This window comes from Alteromonas sp. AWQ4_252, from assembly GCF_056158205.1.
In genome coordinates this window covers 135,657-150,477 of sequence record NZ_JBSWSV010000001.1, presented here as the reverse complement: position 1 = coordinate 150,477, position 14,821 = coordinate 135,657, and the positions used below count along the sequence as shown (strand labels likewise).

16 protein-coding genes are annotated in these 14,821 nt (G+C 46.9%); 7 read left to right on the top strand and 9 right to left on the bottom strand.

The features are described 5' to 3' along the window. Nucleotides 1-57 precede the first annotated feature (57 nt). The 5 genes from folK to sfsA all read right to left on the bottom strand — a co-directional run bounded on the left by folK (nucleotide 58) and on the right by sfsA (nucleotide 4,317). Nucleotides 58-561 carry a 2-amino-4-hydroxy-6-hydroxymethyldihydropteridine diphosphokinase gene (gene folK, locus ACXACM_RS00700; RefSeq protein ID WP_474819118.1) on the bottom strand — a complete coding sequence of 168 codons (504 nt, stop codon included), beginning with the start codon at nucleotides 559-561 and terminating at the stop codon, nucleotides 58-60. Further along, nucleotides 554-1,873, bottom strand: coding sequence for a polynucleotide adenylyltransferase PcnB (gene pcnB, locus ACXACM_RS00695; protein ID WP_474824175.1), 1,320 nt, complete (start codon nucleotides 1,871-1,873; stop codon nucleotides 554-556). Before pcnB ends, folK begins: the two co-directional genes overlap by 8 nt. Before the next feature lie 91 nt (nucleotides 1,874-1,964). Further along, nucleotides 1,965-2,867, bottom strand: a complete 903-nt coding sequence (gene gluQRS, locus ACXACM_RS00690; RefSeq protein ID WP_474819117.1) for a tRNA glutamyl-Q(34) synthetase GluQRS — start codon at nucleotides 2,865-2,867, stop codon at nucleotides 1,965-1,967. 74 nt (nucleotides 2,868-2,941) lie between these two features. Further along, nucleotides 2,942-3,391: an RNA polymerase-binding protein DksA gene (gene dksA / locus ACXACM_RS00685; RefSeq protein WP_474819116.1), complete on the bottom strand. Its 450-nt coding sequence runs from the start codon at nucleotides 3,389-3,391 to the stop codon at nucleotides 2,942-2,944. A 221-nt stretch (nucleotides 3,392-3,612) separates the two neighbouring features. Then, a complete protein-coding gene (gene sfsA / locus ACXACM_RS00680; protein ID WP_474819114.1) occupies nucleotides 3,613-4,317 on the bottom strand; it encodes a DNA/RNA nuclease SfsA in 705 nt (234 codons plus the stop codon). Nucleotides 4,318-4,371: 54 nt separating this feature from the next. Between sfsA and pepB the strand changes: the two genes are divergently transcribed. After that, nucleotides 4,372-5,664 (top strand): aminopeptidase PepB, encoded by a 1,293-nt coding sequence (pepB, locus tag ACXACM_RS00675; RefSeq protein ID WP_474819113.1) that lies wholly within the window; start codon nucleotides 4,372-4,374, stop codon nucleotides 5,662-5,664. A 45-nt stretch (nucleotides 5,665-5,709) separates the two neighbouring features. Here the strand turns inward: pepB and ACXACM_RS00670 are convergent, their stop codons facing one another. After that, nucleotides 5,710-5,892, bottom strand: a complete 183-nt coding sequence (locus tag ACXACM_RS00670; protein WP_474819112.1) for a helix-turn-helix domain-containing protein — start codon at nucleotides 5,890-5,892, stop codon at nucleotides 5,710-5,712. 164 nt (nucleotides 5,893-6,056) lie between these two features. On the opposite strand from ACXACM_RS00670, the gene ACXACM_RS00665 reads away from it, so the two are divergent. Both ACXACM_RS00665 and ACXACM_RS00660 read left to right on the top strand, forming a co-directional pair. Continuing rightward, on the top strand, nucleotides 6,057-6,659 hold the full coding sequence (locus ACXACM_RS00665; protein WP_474819110.1) for a YhgN family NAAT transporter: 603 nt from the start codon (nucleotides 6,057-6,059) through the stop codon (nucleotides 6,657-6,659). Nucleotide 6,660: 1 nt separating this feature from the next. After that, nucleotides 6,661-7,236 (top strand): YjaG family protein, encoded by a 576-nt coding sequence (locus ACXACM_RS00660; protein ID WP_474819109.1) that lies wholly within the window; start codon nucleotides 6,661-6,663, stop codon nucleotides 7,234-7,236. A 35-nt stretch (nucleotides 7,237-7,271) separates the two neighbouring features. Here the strand turns inward: ACXACM_RS00660 and rsmD are convergent, their stop codons facing one another. Next, nucleotides 7,272-7,859: a 16S rRNA (guanine(966)-N(2))-methyltransferase RsmD gene (gene rsmD / locus ACXACM_RS00655; protein WP_474819107.1), complete on the bottom strand. Its 588-nt coding sequence runs from the start codon at nucleotides 7,857-7,859 to the stop codon at nucleotides 7,272-7,274. Between the two features lie 85 nt (nucleotides 7,860-7,944). Here rsmD and ftsY point away from each other — a divergent pair, with 85 nt between their 5' ends. The 3 genes from ftsY to ftsX are packed head-to-tail and all read left to right on the top strand — an operon-like array spanning nucleotide 7,945 to nucleotide 10,964. Then, nucleotides 7,945-9,258: a signal recognition particle-docking protein FtsY gene (ftsY, locus tag ACXACM_RS00650; RefSeq protein WP_474819106.1), complete on the top strand. Its 1,314-nt coding sequence runs from the start codon at nucleotides 7,945-7,947 to the stop codon at nucleotides 9,256-9,258. Between the two features lie 39 nt (nucleotides 9,259-9,297). Next, complete coding sequence (gene ftsE, locus ACXACM_RS00645) at nucleotides 9,298-9,987, top strand: cell division ATP-binding protein FtsE (RefSeq protein ID WP_474819105.1); 690 nt, start codon at nucleotides 9,298-9,300, stop codon at nucleotides 9,985-9,987. Beyond that, the gene (gene ftsX, locus ACXACM_RS00640) at nucleotides 9,984-10,964 is read left to right on the top strand and encodes a permease-like cell division protein FtsX (RefSeq protein ID WP_474819103.1); all 981 of its coding nucleotides are present in this window, start codon (nucleotides 9,984-9,986) and stop codon (nucleotides 10,962-10,964) included. Before ftsE ends, ftsX begins: the two co-directional genes overlap by 4 nt. Before the next feature lie 59 nt (nucleotides 10,965-11,023). On the opposite strand, the gene ACXACM_RS00635 is transcribed toward ftsX, so the two are convergent. Together ACXACM_RS00635 and ACXACM_RS00630 are read right to left on the bottom strand one after the other, a co-directional pair. Continuing rightward, the gene (locus ACXACM_RS00635; protein WP_474819102.1) at nucleotides 11,024-12,262 is read right to left on the bottom strand and encodes an EAL and HDOD domain-containing protein; all 1,239 of its coding nucleotides are present in this window, start codon (nucleotides 12,260-12,262) and stop codon (nucleotides 11,024-11,026) included. 152 nt (nucleotides 12,263-12,414) lie between these two features. Then, nucleotides 12,415-13,635: an EAL and HDOD domain-containing protein gene (locus ACXACM_RS00630; RefSeq protein WP_474819101.1), complete on the bottom strand. Its 1,221-nt coding sequence runs from the start codon at nucleotides 13,633-13,635 to the stop codon at nucleotides 12,415-12,417. A 310-nt stretch (nucleotides 13,636-13,945) separates the two neighbouring features. Here ACXACM_RS00630 and rpoH point away from each other — a divergent pair, with 310 nt between their 5' ends. Then, on the top strand, nucleotides 13,946-14,800 hold the full coding sequence (gene rpoH / locus ACXACM_RS00625; protein WP_474819099.1) for an RNA polymerase sigma factor RpoH: 855 nt from the start codon (nucleotides 13,946-13,948) through the stop codon (nucleotides 14,798-14,800). Nucleotides 14,801-14,821 lie beyond the last annotated feature (21 nt).

The window sequence follows — 14,821 nt, the reverse complement described above, 5'->3', positions numbered from 1 at the left end:
CAACCTCAGTTGATCCCAGGTAACACTGGCTATTGTAAATTGCGAACTATACGGATTTTAGCGCTGATTGGAAGCAGATAGGCGTTTTAAGCCTTCAAGGTTGCACTTTGCAACCCAAAGGGCAATGGGTTTTCCATCAGGCATTATCATATTCGGCGCGATTTCAAACAGAGGAACCAACACAAATTCTCTGTCGGCCATGCCGTAATGGGGAATAGTTAAATCCGGCGTGTCGATGTGTTGATTACCATAGAGAAGTATGTCGAGATCCAGCGTACGCGGTCCCCACCGCTCTGCTTTACGCACGCGGCCGTGAGTTTGCTCGATATTTTGCAAAGCGCTAAGTAGTTCCTCTGGCTGCAACGACGTTTCCACAAGGCAAACTGCATTCAGGAAGTCTGGTTGGTCCTGTGGCCCCATGGGCGAAGATGAATACAGAGAGGACTGAGCTAACAGCCGACTGTTTTCAAGTGCGTTTATCTCGGCCAAAGCTTGCGACAACAGGTTCCCGCTATCGCCCTGGTTACTGCCCAGACCAATATAAACGTGTTCCCTATGCATTGCCTTCGCTCCGCTTTGTTGCAGGTCGTTTTCTGCGTCGCCGTGGGCGAGACGCGCCGCCTTCATCCTGTCGAAGTTGGGTGAGCATTTTCTTCTGCTTGCCGTTATCTGCGTGTTGGAATTGGGTCCACCAATCTGCAAGCTCCATGGTATCTCCACCTTCGATTTCACCACGAACAGCTAAAAAATCATATCCGGCGCGAAATTTAGGGTGAGTGAGAAGTTGAAATGCCCGGCGGCCGAAGCGGCGGGGTAAACGGTGCTGCAAAACCCAAATGTCGCGGATAACCGTTGAAAAACGCTTAGGGATCATAATGCGCTGAACCTGCCGGTGGATCACTTCACCTGACGCAATATTGAAAGCGTCGTGAGGGTTCAGACCGCTTTCAGCCTGTAGTTTTTGAGCGTGTTCTTCTAAGGGGTACCACAATAATGCTGCGTAAAGAAAGGCAGGGGTAACACGCTGGTTGTTATTAATTCTGTGATCTGTGTTCTCCAACACCTTATAGATAAACTGGCATTCACGGCTGTCTGGTGCCTTGAGAATATTTTCCAACTGCGGGAAAAGAGGTGTTAATAATCCATAGGATTGAAGTTGCCTGAAGGTCTCTACACCCGCTCCGCTAAGAAACAGTTTAAGGGTTTCTTCGAACAATCTGGCTGGTGGAATATTTGCCAGTAAATGAGCCAGCTTGGGAATTGGATCACCGGTCCGCGGTGTAATTGTCATACCGAGTTTAGCGGCAAAGCGCACTGCTCGCAGCATGCGTACTGGATCTTCCCGATAACGGGTTTCAGCGTCTCCAATGAGTTCCACTTCCCGTTTGGCGATGGCGTCTCGGCCATTAGCAAAGTCAGTAACAGTGAAGTCTGCCACGCTGTAATACATGGCATTAAAGGTAAAATCTCTGCGTTCTGCGTCTTCTTCTATAGTTCCAAAGACATTGTCGCGAACTAACTGGCCTTCTGAATCCTGCTGCCCGAGTTTCTTAGCACTTTCATCTTCACTATGATGGCCGCGAAACGTGGCTACTTCAATGATTTCCCTGCCAAACACAATGTGGGCTAGACGGAACCGGCGCCCAATAAGGCGGCTATTTTTAAACAGCCCCTTTATTTGTTCTGGTGTCGCATTTGTGACTACATCAAAGTCTTTCGGTGATTTGCCAAGCATGAGATCACGAACACAGCCACCGACTAAATAGGATTCAAACCCGGCGTTGTTCAGTCTATACATCACTTTCAGCGCGCTATCACTGATATCTTCCCTGGAAACACCGTGCTCGGCCCGGGGAAGTGTATAGGCCTGTATTGCTGCATCAGAGGCCGGGTCTTTCGTAAGTGCCCGTTTAACCGATTTTAATACGCGCGTAATAATGATGTTCTCTCCGAGTGAAAGTTAACTACGTATAATAAGTGGATTCTTCGGCTGCCACAATAATTTCCCGCTTCTGTGGGATATTACTGATACGCCAGTTGTCAATCGCCCATTGTAACACGTCCTCAACACAACGGGGTGAATTGGTAGACGGTATAGGGTGATTTAGAAAGCTGAGGGCCTCGCAAAGATTGCGCACAGGCGTATTTGTATCCAGCGCGGCAGCGTGGTTTTGCTTGCTGAGTTTTCTTCCCGGAACCACCGAGGCTACGGGAATGTGCGCGTAGCTAGGCGGCATTTTTTCCATCATGTTGTAAAGGCTCAAGTGTGTAGCTGTCGTTGGTAGCAAGTCACTGCCACGTACGACATGGGAAACACCTTGCTCCATATCATCCAGAACCACGACAAGGTTATAGGAGAACAGGCCATCCCGTCGCTTCAACAGGGTATCTTCCAGTGCATGAGGGTCTGTTACTTCAATGGAGCCGAGTATACGGTCTGTAAATGTATTTACCGGGTGATTGAGTTCAATCCTGACCGCAGCGCCATTTGCTTCTCGCTTTTCTAGACGACACGTCCCGGGATAAACACCGCCGTGTTGTCGAATCATTGCTCGGGTGCAGGTACAGTAATAAGCTTGATGCCTCGATAGCAGGATGTCGAGTTGCTGCTGATAATAGTGATGTCTGCGGGATTGATACACAACGTCGCCATCCCAAACAAGACCGTGTGTTACGAGCGTGTCCAAGATGAGCTTATCGGCATGGGCAATACAACGGGGTTCGTCTATATCTTCCATGCGTACCAGCCACCGCCCGTGGTTCGCCTTGGCGTCGAGATAGCTTGCCAGCGCGGCAATCAAAGAGCCAAAATGTAAAGGGCCGGAGGGTGTCGGGGCGAATCTGCCCACGTATGACGCTGAATCCATGATGAAGCAACGGAACTAAAAAACCAGCGGCGCTGAGTGAATTCAGCGCCGTTGGTACTGCATGTGCCCGTTAATTAGCCCTGCAGTTGCTTTTCTTTGATTTCGGCCATAGTTTTGCAGTCAATACAGAGATCTGCTGTTGGGCGGGCTTCGAGACGGCGAATACCAATTTCGATACCGCACTGGTCACAAAAACCAAAGTCGTCATCTTCTATACGTTTCAGCGTTTTTTCAATTTTCTTGATCAGCTTGCGTTCCCGGTCCCGGGTACGAAGTTCGAGGCTGAATTCTTCTTCCTGTGCAGCCCGATCTACCGGGTCAGGAAAGTTAGCCGCTTCGTCCTTCATATGAGTAACGGTTCTGTCGACTTCTTCGCGAAGTTGATCTCGCCATGCTTTCAATAACAGACGGAAGTGTTCCATCTGCTTATCGTTCATGTATTCTTCATCGGGCTTTGGCTGGTACGGCTCTAGGCCGGCTAAGGCTAAAAGGCCCAGGGATTTCGTTTCTTTTCCTGTTGGCATGTGCCACATCTCCTACACTACGACACCCACATGTCCTGAATCAATCGAGTATCTATAGCAGAATCGCTATATTCAGGCAACGTTACGTGTCAAAGTTACCCTTCCGTTAATTAATGCTTCCAGTGCTCTTTGAAGCAATGCACTGTTGTCAGTGCATTCACTACAACGGTAAAAAGCAAGCCGCAAATATGGCCTTACTTCGTAAAAATGCAACCACTTTTTTACAAAATAACTGGTAGTGCTTGATTTACTGATATATTTTGTTCGTTGATTTCGCACCCAAGGGCGACAATCTGCATACCTTTGTTCAGCGCATCACTTACAGCTTTACCGTAGTTTGGGTCAATATGTTCTGCAATACGAACGCTGTTAATACCGCTGTGCTGTACACAAAAAACCAGTGCAGTGTGTATACCCTGAGCTGCAAGCTCGCCAAGCGTATCACAGTGTTTTGCACCACGGGTTGTTTTAGCGTCAGGAAAATATCCCTGACCATCTTGTAAAAGCGTGACCGATTTAACTTCTACGTAGCGCGTCAGGCCATCGTTATAACGAAGAAAAAAATCAAATCGACTGTCTGCGCCAGGTGGCGTGACCTCCCTTTTGCATTCCACAACATCAGTAAACAGGTCTATAACCTTGTTTTCAACAGCCTCTGCCACTAACGCGTTAGCGGTATGTGTATTAATGCCGATAAAATGGCCGTCATGGGTTCTGGCTAGTTCCCAGGTGTACGCCAGTTTGCGTTTAGGATTGTCTGATCGGCTCAGCCAGACTTCGTAACCGGGCTCAGCACAACCCGTCATGCCTCCTGTATTCGGACAATGTGCGGTCACCTCCGTACCGTCTGGCAACAATACATCGGCGAGAAACCTTTTGTATCGACGAATGAGTTTTCCGCGTAGTAATGGCGTAGTAAACTGCATAAAAACACCTATCTGACAATTTGCGGTAGTGTATCAACCAATAAAGGTATTGTTATGTCAATTTTTTCTGTTTCCTTAACTTCAGACAAGGCCCCTGCCAAGTGGGGCGAAAACGCTCGCCTGAGTATGACGGCTGATGGTGCCGTTATCCACACTACTGGCAGCACTGATATTGAAAGGCAAATACGACAAGCCGCCCGACGCATCGATGGTTTGGGGGTTGCGGAGGTTGCGTTGAAGGGGCAGTGGCTGAAAGATCAGCAATGGGCGTTTGCCTTGAGTTATACCCGGGCTCGAAATCCTGGTCGAATACACTGGGCTGACGACGACAACAAAGCGGAACTGGAGAAGATGTACGCTGCACTTCTGTTTACCCGTAAATTGGTGAATGATACGCCGGAAGATTTGTCTCCTGAAAATTTGGCACAGCGTGCAGCATCCTGGCTACAAACCTTAGGGGGTGACAAGATATCGGTAAAAACCATAGTTGGCGAAGCGTTGAAAGAGGCTGGTTGGACGGGAATATACAACGTAGGACGAGGCAGTGAACGCCCACCGGTACTTCTGGAGCTCGATTACAACCCCACCGGCGATTCAAACGCGCCCGTCGACGCAGTACTGGTTGGCAAGGGCATCACGTTCGACAGTGGCGGTTACAGTATTAAATCCAGTGAAGGCATGCTGGATATGAAATGTGATATGGGCGGTGCCGCTACTGTTACCGGCGCACTGGGGCTGGCCATCAGTCAGGGGCTTGATAAGCGCGTAGTGTTGCTGTTGTGTTGTGCAGAGAACCTGATCAGTGGCCATGCCTATAAACTTGGCGACGTGCTGACATACAAAAACGGTCTCACGGTGGAAATTGTCAACACCGATGCGGAAGGACGTCTGGTATTGGCCGATGGATTGTTGCGAGCGACTGAATTGGGCGCGCCTCTCATCATTAATGCCGCCACACTGACGGGCGCTGCAACGGTAGCTTTGGGTAATGACTATCATGCTGTATTCAGCCTTGACGAAAACGCCAGAAGTACCATGCTGGCTACTGCAAAAGCTGAAAATGAAGGGTTCTGGCCACTGCCTTTGGCGGTTTGGCATCAGGACAAGTGCCCATCGGCCTTCGCTGATACGGCTAATAGCAGACCACAGAAAGGCGGTGGTGGCGGTGGTGCATCTAACGCTGCAGGGTTCTTATCAAGATTCGTAAATAACGAGGGTAAAGGGTGGCTGCACCTGGATCTGGCAGCTGCTTACAATGGTAACGCCACCAATGAAATGCCGGCGGGCGCTACAGGTATTGGCATTCGTTCTATCGCCAGAATGTTAAAAAACTATAGCGGCGCATAAGAGAAACGGGGTGATGCAAGGTAGGCGTTACCCCGGTTTCCGCTATTAAATACCGCCAAGGCGTTCGGCAAGTTTTTTGTATTTTTCTACTTCTTGTTGATCGAACATGGGATTGCCGTCAGCGTCTTTTTCTTTTGCAATTAAAAGGTGTTCGCGCTCCAGGCGCTCAACGCGAATGGGCTGAACGTCAAGAAATTTGGCGACCTCGTCAGTTGACATTAAACTCATAATTTTTCTTTCCTAGTATAAATAGTAAAATAACTGTTTAAATGCGACAATTCCCGCTTTTGCTTGGTGTTGTCGGCGCATTTCCACATTGACCGTTTTTAAACATAGCACTTAATTTTAATTTCGCTCAGGAAAGCCTGTTTTACATTTAAGAGAGGAATAACATGGACACTTGGTCTGCTGCTGTCATGCTGTTTTTGATCATGGACCCACTAGGGAATTTACCGGTATTTATGTCCGTGCTGAAAACCATTGAGCCCAAGCGTCGCCGCATCATACTCATACGTGAATTATGCTTTGCCTTTGCAATCTTACTGATTTTTCTTTACAGCGGTCAGGCTGTGCTGGATTTCCTCAACGTCCAACAGGAAACGGTGAGCATAGCCGGAGGCATTATTCTTTTTCTCATTGCCCTTAAAATGATTTTTCCTCAATCGGGAAATCCTCTCGGGCTTGCCGTCGGAGAAGAGCCTTTTCTAGTTCCTCTTGCTATTCCCATGATTGCGGGCCCGTCAACCCTCGCGGCATTAATCTTATTGGCGAATCAGAACCCAGACCGCATGATTGACTGGACTATTGCCCTCACTGCATCCTGGGTGGTCAGTGCTGTTATTCTACTGTTTTCGAATATATTTCACCGTTTATTGGGTGAGCGTGGCCTGACTGCGATGGAACGATTAATGGGGATGATCCTGGTGATGATCGCAATACAAATGTTACTTGATGGTATCAGCCATTATTTCACCCAGACCACAGGAAGCCAGTGAAATGAAAAAGTTATCCACGTTTGCCAGAGTGCGTAATTTAGAAGGCTGGCGAGCAATTGCATTTAGTGCCGCTTTGCTAGAACGAATGCTGCCAAACTACGCCTTATTTAAAGAGGTGACAGGCTACGATGATGAAGGTGTTTGTCGCAACTGCCTGAACCTTTTATGGGAATCGGTGAAAAGCCCTAAGAGTAAAATTAACTTTTCACTTCAATTAGAAAAAGTTGAGCTAGTCACTCCTGATACAGCCGACTATGACACCTTTGGGGTTTATCCGGCAATTGATGCCAGTATTGCTCTGGCTGCGGCTGTTAACCTGGTGCTTAAACAAGATCTCCAGGGAGCTGTCGTGGTCAGTAAATTGTCTCAGGGCAGTGTAGAGGCTTACTTACTGGCGAGCGGTGTTGATGAGGAAGAGATAAAAAATCATCCGCTGATGGTCTTTGAGGTTGAATTGCAAAATGCGCTGTTAGATGTGGTTGAAAACGACAGGTCACCCCAAGAGGTTTGTGACTCTTTGTTAACACTGGCTTTAGAAGAAGGGATCTCAAACATAGGTCTGGAGATCCATCCTTAGTCTGCTAAAGGCGAGGTTAACACTTGCTTATTGCGTCACTCTATGCATTCAAACAGCTGGTAGTGTAGCAGGGCAAGGCGCTTTTCCTTTGTGAGGCTGAGTTTTGGGTGAGCAACCGCAGGCGCCTCATTTTCTTGCTCGACGTATACTACACTGCCTGGTTTTATTAACCCTTGTTTGAATAGTGCGTCTAAAGCTGGCGCGACAAGTCCCTGATTAAAGGGAGGGTCCAGAAAAATAATGTCAAATGGGTCAGTAAGGGTAGTCACTGATTTTATGGCATCACCCTGATACACGGTGGCATTGGCTTTCAGTGTCAGCACATTTTTTTCTAATTGGGCGGCTACAGCCTTGTCTTTTTCTACAAAAACACAATGTGATGCATAACGAGACAATGCTTCTAAGCCAAGACTGCCCGAACCGGCAAACATGTCCAGACATCGCGCATCAGGCAACTCATGCATGAGCCAATTAAACAGGGTTTCTTTATTCCTGTCGGTGGTGGGGCGAAGGCCTTCGGTATTGCTAACAGGTAATTTCCGGCCTCGCCATTGGCCGGCAATAATTCGTACACTACCTGCTTTGGCCTTTTGAGCCTGAGGTTTTCTGGATACTCGCTTCATGGGGTCTGACAATGTATGATAACGCCAATTTAAAGTTGGCCATTTTAGCCGAATTTTCCCGTTTAAATAAGGATTTGACCAAACAATGTCGAAACTTTTTGGCTGGTTCAAAAAGAACAAGCAACCTAAACAAGAAGAAAATACCAATGAATCCAAGGGGACTGAGGACAATTCCCAGCGACCGTTGGTGCCAGATGCCCAGCCTAACGACGTGGATGACAGCGAAGTAGCAGGCAGTGATGCAAACTTAGAAGAGGAGCAGGGCACAAACCCCCATGCACCTCAAGACGGCGAAGCGCACCCGCCTACAGATGATACTGTGGTGGTGACTGAAGCCATCAATAAAGACGAAAAAACAGCTGACATTTCAGAACCAGCCGAAATACTTAATGCAGAGCCAGAGCCAGAGCCAGAGCCAGAGCCAGAGCCAGAGCCAGAGCCAGAGCCAGAGCCAAAACAATCGTTGTTTAGTCGTTTAAAGGCAAGTTTGTCGCGCACCAAAACTAATCTGGGTAGTGGGTTCGTCAGTTTATTTAAAGGTAAAGCCATTGACGACGATTTGTATGAAGAGCTCGAAACGCAACTGCTGGTAGCAGATGTTGGCATGGACACCACTCAAAAGATTATCGATAAGCTCACTGACAGTGCTAAGCGCTCTCAGTTAAAAGACGCGGAAGCGCTGCTCGATATCCTTAAACAGCAAATGCGGGATATGCTTACACAAGTGCAACGCCCATTAGCTGACGATATGGCCGGTCACGATAAGCAAAGTGGACCTTATGTCATTCTTATGGTGGGGGTAAATGGAGTAGGGAAAACCACGACTATAGGTAAGTTGGCCAAGCAGTTCCAGCAGCAGGGCAAGAAAGTGATGTTGGCAGCGGGTGACACATTCCGCGCAGCAGCGGTGGAGCAACTGCAGGTATGGGGAGAGCGAAATAACATTCCGGTTATCGCACAACCCACAGGCTCAGACAGTGCGTCGGTGCTCTATGATGCTCTTGAATCCGCGAAGTCCAGAGGAACGGATATTCTTATTGCCGATACTGCCGGACGTCTTCAAAACAAAAATAATTTGATGGAAGAGCTCAAAAAAGTTGTCCGGGTGATGAAAAAGTTAAACCCGGACGCACCCCATGAAGTTATGCTGGCGTTAGACGCAGGAACGGGGCAAAACGCGGTGAGTCAGGCAAAATTATTTAACGAGGCCGTTGGCCTGACTGGCCTGACGTTAACGAAATTAGATGGCACTGCTAAAGGTGGGGTTATCTTTTCTATTGCTGATCAGTTTGGCATTCCCATTCGTTACATTGGGGTGGGTGAGGGAATCGATGATCTTCGCACTTTCAATGGTGATGAGTTTATAGACGCACTTTTCAGTGAGACTGAAAACGATTAGTGTAGACGTTTATCCTTATTCATCGTTGCAGGAAAACAGATGATAAAATTTGAGCAGGTCAGTAAAACCTACCCTGGAGGCCAGCGGGCGCTGTCTAAAGTTAGCTTTCACATAGAACCCGGCGAAATGGCGTTTCTTACAGGTCACTCAGGTGCAGGAAAAAGTACGCTGCTCAAGCTTATAAGCATTATGGAGCGCCCTAGCGTGGGAAAGGTGCTGATAAACGGCCATGATTTAAATACTATTAAGCGCCGTCAAATTGCTTATATTCGCCGTGACATCGGCATGATTTTTCAAAGCCCACAACTGCTCGATTCTAAAACTGTCTTTGACAACGTCGCTTTGCCCCTCGTTATTGAAGGCTACACTCACAAAGAAACTGCCAAGCGTGTACATGCCGCGCTGGATATGGTGGGATTGCGCAACAAAGCTCGCAGCATGCCAATGATGTTGTCCGGAGGTGAAGCTCAGCGGGTGGGGATCGCCAGAGCTGTTGTTAACAAACCGCCGCTGTTACTGGCTGACGAACCTACAGGGAACTTAGATCCTAAATTATCAATGGAAATTATTCGGCTGTTTGAAGATTTTAATCAAGCTGGGGTTTCCGTGTTTGTGGCCACCCATGATCTGGGCCTTATAGCGCGTATGAAGTACCGCACATTAACGTTGAGAAACGGGCAAATGATTACAGACGGTCTATCGGCAGACAGTGAAGAGGCCTGGCAATGAGTATCTTATTTAAAGGACGTTCTCAAGGGGCCAGTGACTCAAGAATTGGTTTCTTGCAAATGATAAGCGCATTTTTTATAAGTCACTTACGCCAAGCGCTGGGGAGTTTAGGAGAGTTATGGCGTCAACCAGCTGCCTCGCTGATGACAATTGCCGTGCTGGGCTTGAGTATCACCCTCCCAAGTACATTGTATATTCTTGTGAAAAATACAGAGAAAATCAGCGCTGGCTGGGAGCAGGCTTCGGAAATTTCGTTGTTTTTGAAAGATGACACGTCTTCTGCCCGTGCCCAGCAACTGATTGCCCGACTGAATACATGGCCCGAAATCGACAGTATTACCTTTATTCCCTCGGATGATGCGCTCAAGGAGTTTCAGCACTTGTCAGGCCTTGGCGATGCTATTGCTTACCTTGAATCAAACCCTTTGCCAGACGTCGTATTGGTGTCGCCTTCAGAGAAAAATAGCAGTCCTACTGCGGCAAGAATTCTTCTTGAAAAGTTAAAAGACCAGCGGGAAGTCGATATTGGTAAATTGGATATTGAGTGGCTGGAACGACTTTACGCTCTGCTGGACATCGCCAGAGAGCTGGTATCGTTAATCGGGGTACTGTTGTTTGTATCTGTAGTATTGATTATCGGTAACACAATCAGGCTTAACATTCTGAGCAAGCGCGAAGAAATTATCGTAATGAAGCTCGTGGGTGCGACAGATGCATTTATCCACAGACCCTTTATGTATACAGGGTTCTGGTACGGACTGCTTGGCGGACTAATTGCCTGGTTTGCGGTTATATTAATCTTGTGGTGGATGGATGCCAGCATTCAGGCATTTGCCAGCTTATACCAAAAGGAATTTAACATTACCGGCTTGTCAGGCAATGCACTGTTACTGATGCTGGGGTTGTCTATTGCACTTGGGTTAGTGGGCTCAATGATTTCGGTTCAGCGACACGTCAGGGATATTGAGCCTCAATAGCCCTTCTAGCCGTCTGCTGAGGGCAGCTTCTGGAGAGGCTGATATCAATTAGTCAGCCCTCAGCGTATAGCCGGCCTTGGGAAATAGGCAGAAATAGTAGCGCGTACGCCATTGCCCCATTGTATCGCCTGGTTGTAGAGTGCGTGCAGACGTTTTTGGTCGATATCCAATACTTTTGCCTGCTTGATAATGTTCATCCACAGTGCACCTTCAAACGCCCTCGTCAGTGCCAAATAGCTATTGAACTCTTCGGTTTTACCCAACAATGCATCGTTAACATTATCACTCAGGGGAAGTTGCTTGAGCACATCAGGCATATCCTGGTCGAGTAGGGCATCGAGCATGGAAAACAGTCCTACCAGAAAGCCAATGGGTGGGTCGGTATTAATACCGCGCTGGTGAGATAACAAATCAAAAAACTTCGCTCGCACTAAAGACATGTGTATTAGCTCAAGAGGTTTGTCATCACCGAGGTTTGCCAGCGACAGAAGGGCAATAAATTTCTTTATCTCCACTTCGCCCATATAAGTCAAAGCGTGCTTCAATGAGGTGATTTTATAGCGTTTGTTCACTGTCGGATTATTGATAAATTTCAACAACAGGAAGCTAAGAGCAGCATCGCGTTCGATAATTTGATTAATGCGACTAATACTGAATTCACTGCGTGCACTTTCACCCATTAAATCAACCAGATTCATTTTGGATGCAGGTAGATGCCGTTGAATGCGAACTTCAGGTGTTGAGAAAAAATAGCCTTGAAAGAGGTCAAACCCCAGTGACCTGCAACTGTCGAAATCTTCGTGAGTATTTACTTGTTCGGCAACTAAGCTGATATTTGCATCGAGGTAGCGGGGTATATTGCGTTCAATTAAGTCGTATTTAGTTTTAGTGACATCGACTTTAACGATATCAATAAGTGGGAAAATCTCGTGACTTCCACTTTTCATCATTGGGTCGTCGATAGCAATTTTAAAACCCAGGGCTTTGATGTGCGTGCAGGCTTCCTGCAGCCCCGTTGTTGGCTTCATGGGCTCGTTGAGTTGTACGACAACTAGATCCGGGTCCAGGGAAGTGGGGAAGCGGGATATTAGCGTATCCGGGTTAAAGTGAATAAAGGATTTCTTGTCACCAGAAATATCATCCAAACCCAATGGATGGAAATGCTGTGCAATATAACGGGCTTTCTCCGGCTCTAATTCGGGGTAAGCACCGCTTTTTCCATCACGAAAAAGTAACTCGTAAGCGAAAACATCCTTTTCACGGTCGAGTATCGGCTGGCGAGCAATAAATGCGAACATACGTCCTGGTATTCCCTTCAACTGGTATTAAGTATGGTATATGACAATTGCTGCCCGCCGGCAGCAGTACAAAAACTGTCACAATCCCTACTTTATCTTAAGGCTAGCGGATTATCTACGTATTGAGATTAGTTTGTTCTAATACTTTTGCTTTAGTTCTTGATTCCATTGCCAACGACGTTAGCCCATTTTAACGCTTCGATATAAAAGCCGTGAATGAGTTGTTGTTTAAGTTTATGTTTATCCGCAAATGCTTTTATCGCCCCCCAGCGGGCAATTTCTATTTGTTTTACCAGTATCAGGCAGTCCCGTAATTTTCCAGGTTTTCCGAATAGCGCGTTTTTACAAGAATCATCAATGGGGACTTTATCAAGAAGTTCCTCCATTGGTTGTTGCATCATTGCATCAAGCAGTGAAAGTAAGCCGGTCAAAAATCCGGTTGGCGGGTTTTCCTGCTCATTTAAAGCAACAGATAAATACTCACAAAATTTGGCGCGAACCAATGCCTGCTGGAGTAATTCGCTGGGGTTCGAATCGTTGAGATTGGCTAGGGCAACCAGCGAAATAAACTTTTTCACTTCCACTTCGCCAAGGTAAGTCAGTGCGTGTTTTAGCGATTTAATTTGATATCGCTTGTTGTGAAGTGGGTTGTTAATAAAGCGAAGCAGGAGGTAAGTGAGGGACACATCCTTTTCAATAATTTTGTTTATCTTATCAAAATCGAAGTTGTAACCACCGCTAACAGCCATAAGCTCGAGCATGGCTAACTTTGATACCCGCAAGCCTTTGTGGCGAACAATTTCCGGGCGCGCTAAAAAGTACCCTTGGAAGTAATCAAAACCCATATCCCGGAAATATTCGAACTCTTGGTAGGTTTCTACTTTCTCAGCAACGAGCTTGACGTTATGGGCTTTTATTTCGGGCAATATCGCGCGTATTCGTGCTTCAGGCATTTCCCGAACATCAAATTTCACTATGTTCACAAACGGTAGAAATGGATGCCATTTTTCATCTGCATCGAAATCGTCCAAGGCGAGGTGATATCCCAGACCACGAATATGCTTGCAAGCTTTAATCAAGGCCTCATCCACTTCCACACTTTCCAGTATTTCTATCACAACCTTACTGGCATCCAGCGACGTAGGAAAACGATACATGAGGCTTTCACGGTGGAAATTAATGAAGGCGATTTTACCTCCGGTAATTTCATCTAACCCCACGGTAAGGTGGGTGGAGGTAAGTATTTTAGATGTTGCTTCATCAGGATTGATATCTGGAAAGCAGTTTTTGTCGCCATCGCGAAAGAGCAACTCGTAAGCGTAAACGTCCAGGTTTACGTCGAAGATAGGTTGTCTCGCTACGTATGCAAACATGTCGACCTCCCTCTGACCATGTGCAACTTCAGGTTTCAACTAGCGCAGCCTGTGCATTTCAAACAATTAGTTAAACGGTAACCTTGTTACGTTGAACAACAGTGTATATTGCTTTGAACAGTCTAAACTGATTTTCGTCTCCAATGAAAGTGACTTTATCGCTCTGGCGAAACTTTTTATTGAAAATCAGGTCTTGATATTTAGAAAAGAGTCACTATATTTCCTAATTGGATTTATCTGCTGACGGTTTAGGACTCGTAAGGCATGTCAATTTTTGATAGAATGGCGTGCTTAGCAAATTGAGGTGAATATGAGCAATAACATGCAATCAATGGCCCTTTCGGTGCCCCACAGCGGTAGCATTGAAGGCTACATTCAGGCTGTGAGTAGTATTGACATGCTTTCGGCTGATGAAGAGCGCAATCTGGCAACCCGCCTTCGTGAAGACGGTGATCTCGAATCTGCGAGAAAGCTTGTAATGTCGCATCTTCGTTTCGTTGTGCATATTGCCAAATCTTATTCCGGTTACGGGCTTCCCCAAGCTGATTTAATTCAGGAAGGTAATATCGGCCTGATGAAAGCTGTTAAGAGGTTTGACCCAACCGTTGGCGTTCGTTTGGTGTCTTTCGCTGTACACTGGATAAAAGCTGAAATTCACGAGTTCGTGCTGAAAAACTGGCGTATCGTGAAAGTGGCGACAACGAAAGCTCAGCGCAAACTGTTTTTCAATCTTCGTAAAGCGAAGAAGCGTCTGGGTTGGTTTACCCACGAAGAAGTACAGACCGTAGCCAACGAGCTCGGTGTTAGCACGAAAGAAGTGCTACAAATGGAAGCTCGCATGAGTAGTCAGGATCAGGCTTTTGATTTGAGTGCTGACGATGATGAAGGTGGTAATTTTGCGCCGGTACAGTTTTTAGAAGACAAAACTACAGACGTAGAAATGGATGTTATCAACAACGACTGGGATACTAACGCGTCCAAGCGTTTGTATTCAGCCATTAAGACGCTGGATGATCGTTCTCAGGACATCATCGAAACTCGCTGGTTGGCGGATAACAAAATCACTCTGCAGGATCTTGCTGACAAGTATCAGGTGTCTGCTGAACGCGTTCGTCAAATCGAAAAGAACGCGATGAAAAAACTGCAGGCTGCTATGTCTGCATAGTAGGCATCACCTGGTTTGAAA